At 60.4% G+C, this 14,421-nt stretch carries 15 protein-coding genes; 10 read left to right on the top strand and 5 right to left on the bottom strand.

Annotated features, from left to right (window positions below; translation table 11 throughout):
* Nucleotides 1-5: 5 nt before the first annotated feature.
* On the bottom strand, nucleotides 6-1,031 hold the full coding sequence (locus tag IPK09_00255) for a glycosyltransferase family 4 protein (GenBank protein ID MBK7982046.1): 1,026 nt from the start codon (nucleotides 1,029-1,031) through the stop codon (nucleotides 6-8).
* Nucleotides 1,032-1,080: 49 nt separating this feature from the next.
* Nucleotides 1,081-1,620, bottom strand: coding sequence for a DUF4214 domain-containing protein (locus tag IPK09_00260; protein MBK7982047.1), 540 nt, complete (start codon nucleotides 1,618-1,620; stop codon nucleotides 1,081-1,083).
* 260 nt (nucleotides 1,621-1,880) lie between these two features.
* Between IPK09_00260 and IPK09_00265 the strand changes: the two genes are divergently transcribed.
* Both IPK09_00265 and IPK09_00270 read left to right on the top strand, forming a co-directional pair.
* A complete protein-coding gene (locus IPK09_00265; protein MBK7982048.1) occupies nucleotides 1,881-2,906 on the top strand; it encodes a glycosyltransferase family 4 protein in 1,026 nt (341 codons plus the stop codon).
* Nucleotides 2,906-4,831, top strand: a complete 1,926-nt coding sequence (locus IPK09_00270; GenBank protein ID MBK7982049.1) for a polysaccharide biosynthesis protein — start codon at nucleotides 2,906-2,908, stop codon at nucleotides 4,829-4,831. The genes IPK09_00265 and IPK09_00270 overlap by 1 nt, the downstream gene beginning before the upstream one ends.
* On the opposite strand, the gene IPK09_00275 is transcribed toward IPK09_00270, so the two are convergent.
* Both IPK09_00275 and ccsA read right to left on the bottom strand, forming a co-directional pair.
* Nucleotides 4,828-6,117 (bottom strand): HlyC/CorC family transporter, encoded by a 1,290-nt coding sequence (locus IPK09_00275; protein MBK7982050.1) that lies wholly within the window; start codon nucleotides 6,115-6,117, stop codon nucleotides 4,828-4,830. The genes IPK09_00270 and IPK09_00275 overlap by 4 nt on opposite strands.
* 115 nt (nucleotides 6,118-6,232) lie before the next feature.
* A complete protein-coding gene (ccsA, locus tag IPK09_00280) occupies nucleotides 6,233-7,039 on the bottom strand; it encodes a cytochrome c biogenesis protein CcsA (protein MBK7982051.1) in 807 nt (268 codons plus the stop codon).
* A 145-nt stretch (nucleotides 7,040-7,184) separates the two neighbouring features.
* Here ccsA and ffh point away from each other — a divergent pair, with 145 nt between their 5' ends.
* From ffh to IPK09_00315, 7 genes are all read left to right on the top strand, one after another.
* Entirely contained in the window at nucleotides 7,185-8,555 is a 1,371-nt protein-coding gene (gene ffh, locus IPK09_00285) for a signal recognition particle protein (protein ID MBK7982052.1), read from the top strand.
* Between the two features lie 128 nt (nucleotides 8,556-8,683).
* Nucleotides 8,684-8,938 carry a 30S ribosomal protein S16 gene (gene rpsP, locus IPK09_00290; protein ID MBK7982053.1) on the top strand — a complete coding sequence of 85 codons (255 nt, stop codon included), beginning with the start codon at nucleotides 8,684-8,686 and terminating at the stop codon, nucleotides 8,936-8,938.
* Between the two features lie 30 nt (nucleotides 8,939-8,968).
* Complete coding sequence (gene rimM, locus IPK09_00295; GenBank protein MBK7982054.1) at nucleotides 8,969-9,469, top strand: ribosome maturation factor RimM; 501 nt, start codon at nucleotides 8,969-8,971, stop codon at nucleotides 9,467-9,469.
* Nucleotides 9,470-9,528: 59 nt separating this feature from the next.
* A complete protein-coding gene (gene trmD / locus IPK09_00300; protein MBK7982055.1) occupies nucleotides 9,529-10,350 on the top strand; it encodes a tRNA (guanosine(37)-N1)-methyltransferase TrmD in 822 nt (273 codons plus the stop codon).
* The gene (rplS, locus tag IPK09_00305) at nucleotides 10,325-10,672 is read left to right on the top strand and encodes a 50S ribosomal protein L19 (GenBank protein ID MBK7982056.1); all 348 of its coding nucleotides are present in this window, start codon (nucleotides 10,325-10,327) and stop codon (nucleotides 10,670-10,672) included. The genes trmD and rplS overlap by 26 nt, the downstream gene beginning before the upstream one ends.
* Before the next feature lie 73 nt (nucleotides 10,673-10,745).
* Nucleotides 10,746-11,561, top strand: a complete 816-nt coding sequence (cysQ, locus tag IPK09_00310) for a 3'(2'),5'-bisphosphate nucleotidase CysQ (protein MBK7982057.1) — start codon at nucleotides 10,746-10,748, stop codon at nucleotides 11,559-11,561.
* Nucleotides 11,562-11,563: 2 nt separating this feature from the next.
* Nucleotides 11,564-12,046, top strand: a complete 483-nt coding sequence (locus IPK09_00315; GenBank protein ID MBK7982058.1) for a methylated-DNA--[protein]-cysteine S-methyltransferase — start codon at nucleotides 11,564-11,566, stop codon at nucleotides 12,044-12,046.
* A 101-nt stretch (nucleotides 12,047-12,147) separates the two neighbouring features.
* On the opposite strand, the gene IPK09_00320 is transcribed toward IPK09_00315, so the two are convergent.
* Nucleotides 12,148-12,369 carry a Uma2 family endonuclease gene (locus tag IPK09_00320; GenBank protein MBK7982059.1) on the bottom strand — a complete coding sequence of 74 codons (222 nt, stop codon included), beginning with the start codon at nucleotides 12,367-12,369 and terminating at the stop codon, nucleotides 12,148-12,150.
* Nucleotides 12,370-12,510: 141 nt separating this feature from the next.
* Between IPK09_00320 and htpG the strand changes: the two genes are divergently transcribed.
* A complete protein-coding gene (gene htpG, locus IPK09_00325) occupies nucleotides 12,511-14,412 on the top strand; it encodes a molecular chaperone HtpG (GenBank protein MBK7982060.1) in 1,902 nt (633 codons plus the stop codon).
* The last annotated feature ends 9 nt before the right edge of the window (nucleotides 14,413-14,421 follow it).

Consider the following 14,421-nt stretch of genomic DNA (forward strand, 5'->3'; position numbering starts at 1 on the left):
ATCCGTCAATTGAGCAAGGCTTCGAGAACCTTATTCCAGGATAATTCGAGGGAATCATATTTGGCGCGGCCATTGATCCCTATTTTCATGGCTTCAACGGGATGGCCGGCCAGGCGATCGATGGCATCGGCAATGGCTTTTGCATCCGGCTCCACGATCAAGCCTTCTGACTCGTGGCTGATGAACTCCAACGGCCCGCCGGAATCGGTGCATGTGATGACGGGCTTGCAGGCTAGCATGGACTCTAGGGTGATGTAGCCGTAGTCTTCATCCTTGGGTCCGAAAAAAATCGCCAGCGCATTTGCGTAAAACGCTCTTAATTCTTCTGGAGAAAGATAACCGACTAACCGCACTCGATCTTCCAGTTTGTAAAGCCGCACCATTTCTTTGAAGTGACCGTATTGGCCACCCATACCGGCAATGATGGCCCAAACCGGCGCTTTGACATGGCGCATGGCTTCAATCAGTAAGTCCTGCCGTTTGAGCGATTCCAGCCGGCTAGGCGAGAAAATGTAGGGCTGGTGCGGTGCCGAGTAGAATTGATCGGCTGAGGGTGGCGGGTGGTAAAGCGGCTCCGCTTTCAGGCCATTGTAGCGAGCCAAACGCTCGGCGACTGTGTGCGAAAGCGCGAATAAGCCTTGACAGTGGGTCAGATGCTCTGTGTCTCGTTCCGTGATTAAACGGCGTGTTGCATCGCTCAGGCTTTGTGGATTTTGAGGCTCGTGTAGATCGTAAGCCATGCGAAATTGATGGAGAACCCAACAATGCTTTACAGGGTGATTGAGATAAAACGATGGAAAAGTCAGGCATATCACCCGGTCCGGCTCGTAACAATTCAACTTGGTGAAATCTTCGCTTTCCCAGACTTGCATTGATCGTAGGATTTCCGATTCTGGCGAAAACCGAAAAGGCAGTGAAATAATATCGGCTTGATGTCCGGCTTGCAGGCTAGCTTCTTGTAATCCTTCAGCGAGTGCTTCAGCGCCACCCTGCATGAAAGGGACTTGTACCGTGGCAATGGCAATTCTCAAAACGTATCCTTGATTTAGAGTGCTTGTTTGTTAGGAGGGATTTTATTTTTCAGCCGACATGGCGCTCTATATGGCCCAATAGCATCTCGTGGGAGCGCTGGGGCAGCAGCCATGGCGGGAACGCCAGCATTTGGGCGATGAAGCCGGCCGTGGGGCCGATGAGGGGTAAGCGATAAATCAGGGAAGCCAGACAAGCGAGCGACAGACCGCGCAACCGCATTTTTTTGGCGCGGCCTTCCGGCGAAAGTCGCAGGCGGGCCAGGAGTTCCCAGCGGCTGACCCGGCCGTTTAGCAAGGCTCTTAGGTAATGATGGGCGCCAGAGGAATCGAGGCTGCGCCCCAGCATCGATTGATAGGCGATAATTAAAAACTCTTCACCATAAAGGGGAAGAAAATCTCTAACATGGCCGCCATGAGCGATCTGGATCTCATTGACGAAGCGTTGGCGCCTCTGCGAGGGTTGCGAGCGGCGGAAAGGCATCGTACCTGGAGCCGATTCGGTATCGCCGCGCCGTCGTGCCTCTTGGCGAACGGCGGCGACCAAGGCGTCAAGGGTCAATGGACTCGGCCCGGAATCTGTAGAATGCATGTCATCAAGCCTATGTTTTTTGGGCGGTTTTTAGAGCAGATCGATAATAGTAGAGACTTTTCTCGATCTTTCTTTCGGCTGGCGAGAGGCGGAAATCAGCCTCTAGGAGCTGACCGTCCGTCTGCGTTGAAAGGCTCCAAGGCGGGCCGGTATTGTGTATGAAAGTGACCGTTGCCGTCCATCTTCAGTGCGCTAGCGGCAGTGATTGAGTTTTTTCTGTTCGGACTTTTCCGACAATCCTCGGGTGGGCCGGTATCGTGATGAGCGTGTGGGTCGGCCTGGTGGTGTTCGCCACCGCGTCGGTGCTTGCGGGTTATTTGGCTGGGCCGGCTGCACGCATCACTCTGCTCGATCATCCGAACGATCGGTCGTTACACCAGCGGCCCATCCCGCGCACTGGCGGTCTCGCCATGCTGGCCGCAAGCTTGATCGGTGGCTTTCTGGTTGGCTGGACGCTTCCCGTTTCTCGTCCTGGCCTGGGATTGCTGCTACTCGGGTTGGCTCCGCTGGCCGTCGTCTCGCTACTCGATGACCGCGGTGGGATTCGGTTTCAATGGCGTCTCGCGGCGCACGTTTGGGCGGCGTTCAGTTTGGTTTTGGCGGGCTATAAACCCGATTGGTTCGAGCTGCCAGGGTTGGTTATGCCGCTTTCCAGCGGGTTCGCTTTCCTTCTGACTCTGCTGTTTGGCGTTTGGATGATCAATCTCTATAACTTCATGGACGGCATGGACGGTTTCGCCGGCGGCATGGCTTTGATCGGCTTCGCGACGCTGGCTTGGCTCGGTCGGGCAGACAGTGCTTTCATGAGCGCCTGCCTGATCGCGGCGGCCGCCAGCGCCGGATTTCTGGTTCACAACTTTCCACCCGCCAGACTCTTCATGGGTGACACCGGCTCCATCATGCTGGGTTTTCTGGCGGCGGCGTGCAGCCTGTGGGGCAATAAAATCGGCCTGTTTCCGCTGTGGGCGGCGCTGCTTATTTTTTCGCCGTTTGTCGTTGATGCGACCGTGACTTTACTGCGGCGCTTGCTGCGCGGCGAGAACGTTTTGGAGGCCCATCGAACGCATTACTACCAGCGGTTGGTGTTGCTCGGTTGGGGCCATCGCCGGACGGTGCTGACGGAATATGCGCTGATGCTGGCGTGCGCCGGTTCGGCGGTGTGGGCGGTCCGTCTGTCGCCCGCCGGCCAAATAAGTTTGCTCGTGGGTTGGTGGTTGGTTTATAGCCTCCTGATGTGGGGAGTCGGGCGGCTCGAACGGCGGCGTGCTAGAGTATCTATCCCGTGATGCTCGAACAATTCCTGAATCTGCCCGCCCTGGTACGCCGCCTGCTGCTGGTCGCCGGCGACACGCTCGCCGTGTTGGTCGCGGTCTGGGCTTCCTTCGCCATCCGCCTCGGTGATTGGTGGCCCTACCTGCTGCAAGACGCCGTGTGGCTGTTTCCGCTGGCGGTGATCGTTGTCATTCCAACGTTTGCCGCGGTCGGCATGTATCGGCCGATTCTGCGCTACGCCGACGAAAGCCTGCTCTATACCATCTTGTTGGGAGCGAGCGCCGGCATCCTGCTGATGATGGCGGTTTGGGTGTTCCTGCGGGAAGGGGTGGTGCCGCGTTCGTCGTGGCTGATTTGTTGGCTCGTCCTTACGGCGCTGGTCGGCGGGGGCCGCTTGGTGCTGCGCCGCTATCTGCGGCGGCGGTTCCGCTTGAGCGCCCGCCGGACGCCGGTTATCGTCTACGGCGCGGGCGAGGCGGGCGCGCAATTGGTCAATGCGCTGCGTTACAGCGCTGAGTTCGAGCCGGTCGTCTTCGTGGATGACAACGCCCGCTTGTGGGGGAGCGTGGTGCTCGGACTCAAGGTGAGAGCGCCCGTCAAGCTGTCGCGGCTGATCTCCCGCCACGAGGCCAAGTTGGTGCTGTTGGCGCTGCCTTCCATTTCGCACCAGCGCCGCCAGCAGATACTTGAAGCGTTGGCGGGCTTGCCGGTGCGGGTGATGGATTTGCCCGCCTTGGCGGAACTGACCAGCGGCGCCCGGCGCATCGATGAATTTCGCGAAATCGATGTCGAGGATATTCTGGGTCGGGATTCGGTCAAGCCCAACGAGACCTTACTGCGGACCCGAGTGAGCGGCAAGGCGGTGATGGTCACCGGCGCGGGCGGTTCGATCGGCGCTGAATTGTGCCGGCAAATCCTGGCCTTGCGCCCCAGCCGGTTAGTGTTGTTCGAGCGCTCCGAGTACGCCTTGTACACCATCGAGCAAGAGCTTGGCGCGATGCTGGCGAACATGGGTCAACCGCCCATCGAATTGATTCCCCTGTTGGGTTCGGTGATCCACCGACGGCGGTTGCGGAGCGTCATGGAGCGCTTTGACGTGCAGACCGTCTATCACGCCGCCGCCTACAAACACGTGCCCATCGTCGAGCACAATCCCATCGAAGGGGTGCGGAACAACGTATTCGGCACCCTGTACGCCGCCGAAGCCGCCAGCGCGGTCGGCGTCGAAACCTTCGTGCTGGTGTCCAGCGACAAGGCGGTACGCCCCACCAACGTGATGGGCGCCACCAAACGGCTGGCGGAGTTGATTTTGCAAGGACTGGCGGGCGAGGGGAGCGCGACCCGATTTTGCATGGTGCGTTTCGGCAACGTGCTGGATTCTTCCGGTTCGGTGGTGCCGCTGTTTCGCGAGCAGATTCGCAAGGGTGGACCGGTGACCGTGACTCATCCGGAAGTCGAACGCTATTTCATGACCATCCCCGAAGCAGCCCAGTTGGTGATTCAGGCGAGCGCCATGGCCAAGGGCGGCGATTTGTTCTTGCTCGACATGGGGGAATCCGTGCGGATTTTTGATTTGGCGCGGCGGATGATCCGCTTGTCGGGGTTGGAAATCCGGGACGAACACCAGGCCGATGGCGATATCGAGATTCGATTCACCGGCTTGCGCAGCGGCGAAAAATTGCGCGAGGAATTGCTGATCGGCGCCGATGATCTGCCGACCGCGCACCCGATGATTCGCCGTGCCCGCGAGGGGTGCCAGTCCTGGTCCGACATCCGGGACTGCCTGAAACGGCTGGACGCCGCCGCGCAAGCCTTCGATTATCCGACCGTGCGAGCGATCTTGCGGGAAGCGGTGGCGGAATATCAGCCCGAGAACGGCATCGAGGACTGGCTATGGCGGACCGAAACCCGGCAAACCATCGAGAAACTGGTCGATTAAGCGGTGCTGTCCGCGGAATCCGGGTTCGGATCGGGCCAGATGACGGCGGTTTTGACCTGATTGCCGGCGGTTTCGATGATTTCGGTCGGATGGCCCGCCAAGCTGAGCTGCGTGCCCGGTTCGGGAATGGCTTCCAAATGCTCCATGACCAGTCCGTTGACGGTGCGCGGGCCATCGGTGGGCAGCCTCCAGTCCAGAGCGCGATTCAGGCTGCGGAGGGCGGTGCGGCCGTCCACCACGTAGCCGCCGTCGCCGCGCGGAATCAGACTAGGCTTGCCGAGCGTGGCGGGATCGGTGGTGAATTCGCCCACGATCTCCTCCAGGATGTCCTCCAGCGTCACCAGACCCAACACATCGCCGTACTCGTCCACCACCAGACCGAAGCGCCGGCGCAATTGTTGAAAATTGACCAATTGCTGGGTCAGGGTAGTGGTTTCCGGGATGAAGTAAGGCTCCCGACACAAATTTTCTAGGTCGGCGCGGTCGAACCGTGGCTTTCGCGTCATCAGGTTCAGCACGTTGCGCAGGTGCAAAAAGCCGACGATCTGATCCATGCTTTCGCGATAAACCACCAGACGCGTGTACGGACTGCGCTTGAGTTGAGCGACGATCCGTTGCCAGTCATCCGCCAGATCGAGGCCGGCAATTTCATTGCGCGGCACCATGATGTCATCGACGGTGATCTCCTCCAGCTCCAGGATGCTGAGCAGCATCGCGCGGTGCCGTTTGGGGATCATTGCTCCGGCTTCGAGCACCACGGTGCGTAACTCATCGGGGCTGAGCGAAGACTGGCTCGCGGTCTGGACGGCTGCCCGGAACAGGCCTAACAAGCAGTTTGCCACCGCATTGATCAACCAGATCAGCGGATGAAAGGCTTTGAGCAGCGGGCTTAATACGCTGGCGGCGGGGAAGGCGATGCGTTCGGGATACAAGGCCGCCAGGGTTTTGGGAACGACTTCCGCAAATACCAATACGGCGACGGTCATGATCGCGGTGGCAACCACGATACCGGTCTCGCCCAGAAAGTGAATGGCGACCACGGTGGCCAGGGAGGCAGCCAGCATATTGAAGAAGGTGTTACCCAACAAAATGAGGCCGATCAGCCGATCCGGGCGTTCCAACAGCTTGTTGGTGCGTTGCGCGGCTTTGTCGCCGGATTTGGCGCGGTGGCGCAAGCGGTAGCGATTGAGCGTCATCAGGCCGGTTTCGGAACCGGAAAAAAAAGCCGAACAGCCGAGCAGCAGTACCAAAACGACGCACAAAGCGCCTATGGGAATATCTTCCAAATCGGGAGAACCTCGTTCAGAGTGTGACCCATTGTTTTTAAGGTTGCCGGCGCGGGCTGTCAAGGCATGGCTTGGAGCAACGCCGAAGTCCGGCGCCGGATCGGCCGGAACACGCTCAATAGCGCCGCAAGATCAGCTCCAGCACCAGCTTGCTGCCGAAAAAGGCCAACACCAGAAAGCCGAAGCCGCTCAAGGTCCACCGGATGGCGGTCTGGCCGCGCCAGCCGAAGCGCCAGCGGCCCCACAGCAGCACCCCGAACACGCACCAAGCGATCAGGGAAAGCAGGGTCTTGTGCGCCACGTGCTGGGCGAACAGATCTTCGAGAAAGAAAAAACCGCTGATCAAAGTGACGCTCAACAAGATAAAGCCGACGGTGATGAGCTGGAACAACAGACTTTCCATCGCGGTCAGCGGCGGAATCCCGCGCAGGAAGCCGCCGGGCTGGCGGTGGCGCAGACGGTGATCCTGGACGGCGAGCAAAATCGATTGCACCGCCGCCAGCGACAGCAGCGAATACGCCAAAATCGCGATGAAAATGTGCAGCTCCAGCGGCCACCGACCCGGATCGGCGACGATGCGCTGGCCGGGGAACCACAGGCCGAGCACCAGCGTCAGCGCGCCGACCGGCAAGGCGATGATGCCCAGATTTTCCACGGGGCGAACCGCGGCGACCGCCAGCAACAGCAGATCGATCAGCCAGCCGGTGAACGACAGCGCGTTGAAGAAGCCCAGATTCAGGCCGGCGGGTTCGAAGACGGTTTGCGATAGAATACTGGCGTGCAACAACACCGCGCCCCAGCCGAGCGCCAGAGGGCCGCTCGCGGACGCCGCGGCGGCTCCCGCGTTCGCCAGCCGCACGGCCAGCCAAGCGCCGGCCAAGAGATAAAGCAGGACGGCCAAGCCGCCGATGATCGCGTTCATACTGTGGGCCGCGATGGATAAGTCACGGCGTCATGATGGCATGAAATGAGCGGGCCTTGAAGGGCGCCGGCATCCACGGTATGCGCCGGCCCGGCCAATTCCCCTATAATCCAATCTTTTCGATAGTACCCAAGGTTGATCCCGCATGTTCGAAAATCTCAGCGAACGCTTGTTACGGACCGTCAAGAACCTGCGCGGCCAGGGCCGCCTGACCGAGGATAATATCAAGGACGCCTTGCGCGAGGTCCGCATGGCGCTGCTGGAGGCGGACGTGGCGCTGCCGGTGGTGCGGGAGTTCATCAACCGGGTGCGCGAGCGAGCTGTCGGCGAGGAAGTCTTGCTAAGCCTGACGCCCGGTCAGGTCCTCATCAAGATCGTGCACGAGGAATTGATCGGCGTGATGGGCGAGGCCAACGCCGAATTGAACTTGCGCGTTCAGCCGCCGGCGGTGGTGCTGATGGCCGGACTGCAAGGTTCGGGCAAGACCACCAGCGTCGCCAAGCTGGCCCGTTGGCTGAAGGAGCGCCAGCGCAAGAAGGTGCTGGTGGTCAGTTGCGACGTGTATCGGCCCGCCGCCATCGAGCAGTTGCGCAAATTGGCCGGGGAGGTCGGCGCGGAATTCTTTCCCAGCCAAGCCGACCAAGCGCCGGAGGCCATCGCCCGCAAGGCGCTGGAGCACGCCCGGCTTCATGCCGTGGAGGTGCTGATCGTCGATACCGCCGGCCGGCTGCATATCGATGAGGACATGATGGCGGAAATCCAGCGCTTGCACGCCGTGCTCGATCCGATCGAAACCCTGTTCGTGGTCGACAGCATGACCGGTCAGGACGCCGCCAACACCGCCCAAGCCTTTGACAACACGCTGCCGCTGACCGGCGTGGTGCTGACCAAAACCGACGGCGACGCGCGCGGCGGGGCGGCCTTGTCGATCCGCCAGATCACCGGCAAACCGATCAAATTCCTCGGCGTCGGCGAAAAGACCGCCGCGCTGGAACCGTTCTATCCCGAACGGGTGGCGTCCCGGATTCTCGGTAAGGGCGACGTGCTGAGCCTGGTCGAGGAGATGGAGCAAAAAGTCGATAAGGAAAAGGCGCTCAAGCTGGCGCAAAAGGTTCAGAAAGGCAAGGGTTTCGACCTAGAGGATTTCCGCGAGCAGATGGAACAGATGCTGAAGATGGGTGGCATCGCCAGCCTGCTGGACAAGATGCCGGGCTTCAACGCCGCCCCGGCGGCGCTCAAGGATCAGGCCGCCGACAAGGAAGTAAAGCGGTTGGTGGCGATCATCAACTCGATGACCCCGCAGGAGCGCCGTTTCCCGGATATCATCAAAGGTTCGCGCAAGCGCCGGATCGCCGCCGGCTCCGGCAACCAGATTCAGGATGTCAACCGACTGCTCAAGCAGTTCGATCAGGCGCGGAAGATGATGAAAAAGATGAAGGGCGGCGGCTTGATGAAGATGTTGCGCGGCTTGCAGGGCAAGCTGCCGATGGGCGGTTTGCCGCCGCTGAAGCCTTAAAGGCCGTTGCCGACTTTTAGCAATCGGTTTCAAAGCAACGGAATTTCAGTTACTATCCCCCGCTTCATCCGGCTGCCTGATCGGGCAGCTTTTTCGTATCGGAATTCGCAAGAGGTATCAGCCAGCGCATGGTTACCATCCGCCTGTCTCGCGGCGGCGCCAAGAAGCGCCCCTTCTACACCGTGGTCGTGACCGACAGCCGCAACCGGCGCGACGGTCGCTATATCGAACGCCTGGGATTTTTTAACCCTATCGCCAGCGGTCAGGATGTCCGGCTGAGCCTGAATCAGGAGCGGGTGCAGTACTGGTTGGGCAACGGCGCGAAGCCGTCCGAGCGAGTGGTCAGCCTGATCGCGGAAGCCCGCAAGCAGGTGGCGCAATAACGGATTGGCCCTGAATCCGGCCGCGCCGCGATGTCGGATTGGGTGATTCTGGGCCGGGTGTCCGGCCTGTTTGGTATCCAGGGATGGGTGCGGGTGTTTTCGCATACCGATCCGCGTGACGGCATCGTCCGCTACAACCCGGTGTTTTTGCGGCAGCACGATGAATGGCGGCCGTTCGAAATCGAAGCGGGCCGCGCCCACGGCGCGGGGGTGGTGCTGAAATTCGTCGGTTGCGACGACCGGGATCGAGCGACGACTTTGATTCAATGCGAGATCGCCGTGCGACACTCGCAGTTGCCGCCACCGGGGCCGGGCGAGTGTTACTGGGCGGATTTGGAAGGATTGCGGGTGCTGACGCTAGACGGCGTGGAGCTGGGAACGGTGGCTTCCCTGTTCGCCACCGGCGCCAACGATGTGCTGGTGGTGCGAGGCGACCGGGAACGGTTGGTACCCTTCATCCGGGATACGGTGATCGCCGAGATCGATCTCGACCGACGCTTGCTGCGGGTGGATTGGGACCCGGATTTTTGAGTGTGTTTTCAACCTGATTCTGTTCCGCGAGGAGCCAGGATGCAGCGAGGGACGCCGTCGTGCGCGTGGATGTAGTGACGCTGTTTCCCGAGATGGTTGAAACGCTGCTCCGCTTTGGCGTCACCGGCCGGGCCGTCGAGCGTGGCTTGTTGACGGTGGCGACCTGGAACCCGCGCGATGATGCGCGCGACCGCCATCGCACGGTGGACGACCGGCCTTATGGCGGCGGGCCGGGGATGGTGATGAAGGTTCAACCGCTGCGCGATACCCTGCGGCGGGCGCGCCAAGCGACGGAACCGCGCGGCAGGACGGTTTATTTGAGCCCGCAAGGCCGTCCGCTCAATCAGGACAGCGTGCGGGAACTGGCTGAAGAAGGGCGGCTGATCCTGTTGGCCGGGCGTTACGAGGGCATCGACGAGCGCTTGATCGAGGCCGAGGTAGACGAAGAATGGTCCATCGGCGATTACGTGCTGAGCGGCGGCGAGCTGGCGGCCTTGGTGGTGATCGACGCCGTGGCCCGCTTGCTGCCGGGCGCGTTGAACGACAATGAGTCCGCCGAACAGGATTCGTTCATGGATGGCTTGCTGGATTGTCCGCACTATACCCGCCCCGAACTCATCGACGGGCGGCGGGTGCCAGCCGTGCTGTTGAGCGGCGATCACGCCGCCATCGCGCGCTGGCGGCGGCGCGAGTCCTTGGGGCGGACCTGGCTGCGCCGGCCGGAACTGTTGACCTTGCGCTCGCTGGCCGACGGCGATCAAGCCTTGTTGGATGAGTTTATTCAGGACTATCGAGAAAAAGCGGAGAATGCCGGTTTGGCCGGGGATCTCACGGAGCAACGTGGAGTGTCGTGTCATGAGCAAATTGGTCGAAGCGTTTGAAAAAGAACAGATGAACCGTGAAATCCCGGACTTCGGTCCCGGTGATACCGTGGTGGTGCGGGTTAAGGTGAAGGAGGGCAACCGCGAGCGCTTGCAGGCGTTCGAGGGGATCGTCATCGCCAAGCGCAACCGCGGTCTGAATTCCGCCTTTACCGTGCGCAAGATTTCCCACGGCGAAGGCGTGGAGCGGGTGTTCCAGTCCTATAGTCCCGCCATCGCCGACATCACGGTCAAGCGGCGGGGCGACGTGCGCCGCGCCAAGCTGTATTACCTGCGCGGTTTGGAAGGCAAGGCGGCCCGCATCAAGGAAAAACTCTCCTGATCCCGCGTCGGGAGTCGCACTGAACGGGGCGATCCATTGAGATCGCCCTTTGTGTTTTGGCGGGAGAAAAACGATGCGCGATCAATGGGCGAACTGGCTTGCTCCGGTCCGGGCGCTAGCGGCGGAGGCCAGTGAGCGGATTCTGAAAATCTACGCCACGGCGTTTGAAGTCACCACCAAGGACGATCACAGTCCGCTGACCGACGCTGACTTGGCCGCGCACCGCGCGATCCTGGCCGGTTTGGAGCGGTTGACGCCGGACGTTCCCGTTTTGTCCGAGGAGTCGGCGGCTGTGTCTTTCGCCGAGCGTTCGACTTGGCGGCGCTATTGGCTGGTGGACCCGTTGGACGGCACCAAGGAATTCGTCCAGCGCAACGGGCAATTCACCGTCAATATCGCATTGATTGAAGATCATGAACCGGTCTTCGGCGTGGTGCGGGTGCCGGTGACCGGCGTCTGTTATTTCGCCGCGCGCGGTTGTGGCGCGTTTCGCCAGGAGCCGGATCAGCCGCCGCAACCGATTTCGGTAACACCGTTACAGGCTGACAGGCCGGTCAGGGTCGTGGGTAGCAAGTCGCACGGCGGACCGAAGCTACAAAAATTCGCCGTCAAGCTGGGGGCGCATGAACTGGTCACCATCGGTAGTTCGCTCAAGTTCTGCCAGGTAGCGGAAGGATCGGCGGACGTGTACCCGCGCTTCGGCCCGACCTCGGAGTGGGATACCGCCGCCGCTCAAGCCATCGTCGAAGTCGCGGGTGGACAGGTGGTGTCGATGGAAACCGGTCAGCCGTTGCGCTACAACACGAAAGAGGCGTTGTTGAATCCGTATTTCATCGTTTATGGAGACGCCAGCGGCGATTGGTTGAGCTACGTTCCACGCGAGGGTTGAACATGAACGGGAGCGCTGGTTATCAGGCGATCATTGCGACCCCGCTGGGTTGCATCGGTGTTCGCATGAGCGATAAGGCGGTGAGCGCGCTGGATTATCTGCCGGCCGGCACCGCCGAACAGCCGCCGGCGGATGCGGCGACCGAAGCCGTGGTAGCACAGTTGATCGCCTATTTTCATGATTCGCTGGCCTCGTTCAATGTACCGCTGGCCCCGGCTGGGACAGCGTTTCAACAGCGAGTGTGGAGGGGGTTGAAGACGATTCCCGCAGGCACCGTACTGAGCTATGGCGAACTGGCGCGGCAACTGGATACTGCCCCTCGCGCCATCGGTGGGGCGTGTCGGAGCAATCCGATACCGATTCTGATTCCCTGCCATCGGGTGGTGAGCCGACAGGGGTTGGGCGGCTATGCGGGCGAGGTCGAGGGTGAGCTGCCGGGGATCAAACGCTGGCTGTTGCGGCATGAAGGCGTGGCGGTCGAGTAGGGAATAGCTCCGTTCAATCCGCGCTATCTTTTGACAAGCGCCAAGGCTCATCGGTCATTTCCGGCAGCGCCACATCTTCGTAAAGTGCTTCGATAGGGGCGCTAAACTCCAAGCTTGACAGCTCCACCCGATCGCCAGGGCTTGCCCCGCGGATAGGCGCGAAGCAAGGTAGCTAAATTCAGTGTGATAGTGACATGAGCATCGGTCGCGCCCACCATCGCGAAAATCTCACCGGCCAGATATTCGTGCTTTATGGGGGCGTGCTCCTCCCATGCTAGATAATCATCGACGTTAAAAGGAATTTTGGGACGAGCTTGGGGCATGGTGGATGTCCTGATAAGCAACGGCGGCGCAAACAGCTTAACCGAACTCTCTCGGTTGGAAAATTCGCCGCCTTGAAATCCCACGATCCGCCCTTATATCGGCCTCCAAATTCGTGAATTTCATCCAGGAGTCCATCCCTCATGACCGTCGAAGCTCACAAGGAAACCCTTGGTTTTCAGGCCGAGGTGCAGCAGTTGCTGCGCTTGGTCGCCCATTCCCTGTATTCCCACAAGGAAGTGTTCCTCCGCGAACTTATCTCCAATGCCTCGGATGCCTGCGACAAGCTGCGGTTTGAGGCCCTGACCGATGGCGCGCTGTACGAAAACGATCCGGAGCTGAAAATCCGGGTCAGCTTCGATAAAGATGCCCGCACCATCACCGTCGCCGACAATGGCATCGGCATGGACCGGCAGGAAGTCATCGACAACATCGGCACCATCGCCCGCTCCGGCACCCGCCAATTCATGCAAAAGCTGACCGGCGATCAAGCCAAGGACGCCAACCTGATCGGCCAGTTCGGCGTCGGTTTCTATTCCAGCTTCATCGTCGCCGACAAGGTGACGCTGCGCACCCGCCGCGCCGGTTTGGGCGCGGAGCACGGTGTGCTGTGGGAGTCCACCGGTGAGGGCGAGTACACGCTGGAAAATATCGACAAGCCGGCGCGCGGCACCGAAGTCACCCTGCACCTACGCGAGGACGAGACTGAATTGCTCAATGAGTGGCAGCTGCGCTCGATCATCACCAAATATTCCGACCACATCACCTTGCCGGTGATCATGCCGGTGGAGAAGCCGGGCGAAGATAAGGACGCTCCGCCGACCATTGAGGACGAGCGCATCAATCAGGCGGCGGCGCTGTGGGCGCGACCCAAGCACGACATCACGGAGGAGGAATACAAGGAATTCTACAAGCACGTCGGCCACGACTTTGAAGACCCGTTGGCCTGGACCCACAACCGGGTCGAAGGCAAGCTGGAATACACCTCGCTGCTGTACCTTCCGGCCCGCGCGCCGTTCGATTTATGGGATCGCGATCAGCGCCACGGCGTCAAGCTGTACGTACAGCGCGTATTCATCATGGACGACGCCGAACATCTGATGCCACGCTATCTGCGCTTCGTTCGCGGCGTGATCGACTCCAATGACCTGCCGCTGAACATTTCCCGCGAAATCCTGCAAAACAGTAAAGTCGTGGATGGCATCCGCGCCGGTTCGGTTAAGAAAGTGCTCGGCCTGCTGGAAGATCTAGCGCAGAACGATAAAGAAAAGTACGCCAAATTTTGGAAGGAATTCGGGCGGGCACTCAAGGAAGGTCCGGCGGAGGATTACGGCAACCGCGAACAGATCGCCAAACTGTTCCGCTTCGCCTCGACCCATACCGACAGCGCCGAGCAAACGGTGTCGTTGAGCGATTACCTCGGCCGGATGAAAGACGGCCAAGACAAGCTTTACTACATTTCCGCCGAAAGCTTCGCCGCCGCCAAAAACAGCCCTCACCTGGAAATTTTCCGCAAGAAAGGGCTGGAAGTGTTGCTGATGACCGACCGGGTGGACGAATGGCTGATGTCGCACCTCAACGAGTTCGAGGGCAAGCATTTCCAATCGGTCGCCAAGGGCGCGCTGGATCTGGACAAGATCGCCTCCGAAGAAGAAAAGCAGGAGCAGAAACAGGCCGAGGACCAGTACAAGGACTTGCTGGCGAAGGTCAAGGAGGTGCTGGGCGATCAGGTCAAGGAAGTGCGGGTTTCGACTCGTCTGACCGATTCACCGGCCTGTCTGGTGGTGGACGAATACGCCCTCAGCGCGCACCTGGAGCGGATGTTGCGCGACGCCGGCCAAAACGTGCCGATGAGCAAGCCTTATCTGGAGTTGAACCCCCAGCATCCCTTGGTCGGACGCTTGCAAGGCGAGGCCGATGCCGGTCGCTTTAACGATCTCACTCACTTGCTGTTCGAACAAGCGGTACTGGCGGAAGGCGGGCAGCTGGAAGACCCGGCCAGTTTCGTCAAGCGCTTGAACGCGCTGCTGCTGGCTATGGGCTGACGGTTTAGC

This window comes from Candidatus Competibacteraceae bacterium (assembly GCA_016713505.1).
In the GTDB taxonomy this organism is placed as follows: domain Bacteria; phylum Pseudomonadota; class Gammaproteobacteria; order Competibacterales; family Competibacteraceae; genus Competibacter_A.

What these genes read in the sequence shown, in the direction of transcription:
- ffh (MBK7982052.1), top strand. Translation starts at nt 7,185, where the DNA reads ATGTTCGAAAATCTCAGCGAACGCTTGTTACGGACCGTCAAGAACCTG.
- IPK09_00265 (MBK7982048.1), top strand. Translation starts at nt 1,881, where the DNA reads ATGAGCGTGTGGGTCGGCCTGGTGGTGTTCGCCACCGCGTCGGTGCTT.
- IPK09_00320 (MBK7982059.1), bottom strand. Translation starts at nt 12,369, where the DNA reads ATGCCCCAAGCTCGTCCCAAAATTCCTTTTAACGTCGATGATTATCTA.
- rpsP (MBK7982053.1), top strand. Translation starts at nt 8,684, where the DNA reads ATGGTTACCATCCGCCTGTCTCGCGGCGGCGCCAAGAAGCGCCCCTTC.
- htpG (MBK7982060.1), top strand. Translation starts at nt 12,511, where the DNA reads ATGACCGTCGAAGCTCACAAGGAAACCCTTGGTTTTCAGGCCGAGGTG.
- IPK09_00315 (MBK7982058.1), top strand. Translation starts at nt 11,564, where the DNA reads ATGAACGGGAGCGCTGGTTATCAGGCGATCATTGCGACCCCGCTGGGT.
- rplS (MBK7982056.1), top strand. Translation starts at nt 10,325, where the DNA reads ATGAGCAAATTGGTCGAAGCGTTTGAAAAAGAACAGATGAACCGTGAA.
- IPK09_00270 (MBK7982049.1), top strand. Translation starts at nt 2,906, where the DNA reads ATGCTCGAACAATTCCTGAATCTGCCCGCCCTGGTACGCCGCCTGCTG.
- IPK09_00260 (MBK7982047.1), bottom strand. Translation starts at nt 1,620, where the DNA reads ATGCATTCTACAGATTCCGGGCCGAGTCCATTGACCCTTGACGCCTTG.
- ccsA (MBK7982051.1), bottom strand. Translation starts at nt 7,039, where the DNA reads ATGAACGCGATCATCGGCGGCTTGGCCGTCCTGCTTTATCTCTTGGCC.
- cysQ (MBK7982057.1), top strand. Translation starts at nt 10,746, where the DNA reads ATGCGCGATCAATGGGCGAACTGGCTTGCTCCGGTCCGGGCGCTAGCG.
- rimM (MBK7982054.1), top strand. Translation starts at nt 8,969, where the DNA reads ATGTCGGATTGGGTGATTCTGGGCCGGGTGTCCGGCCTGTTTGGTATC.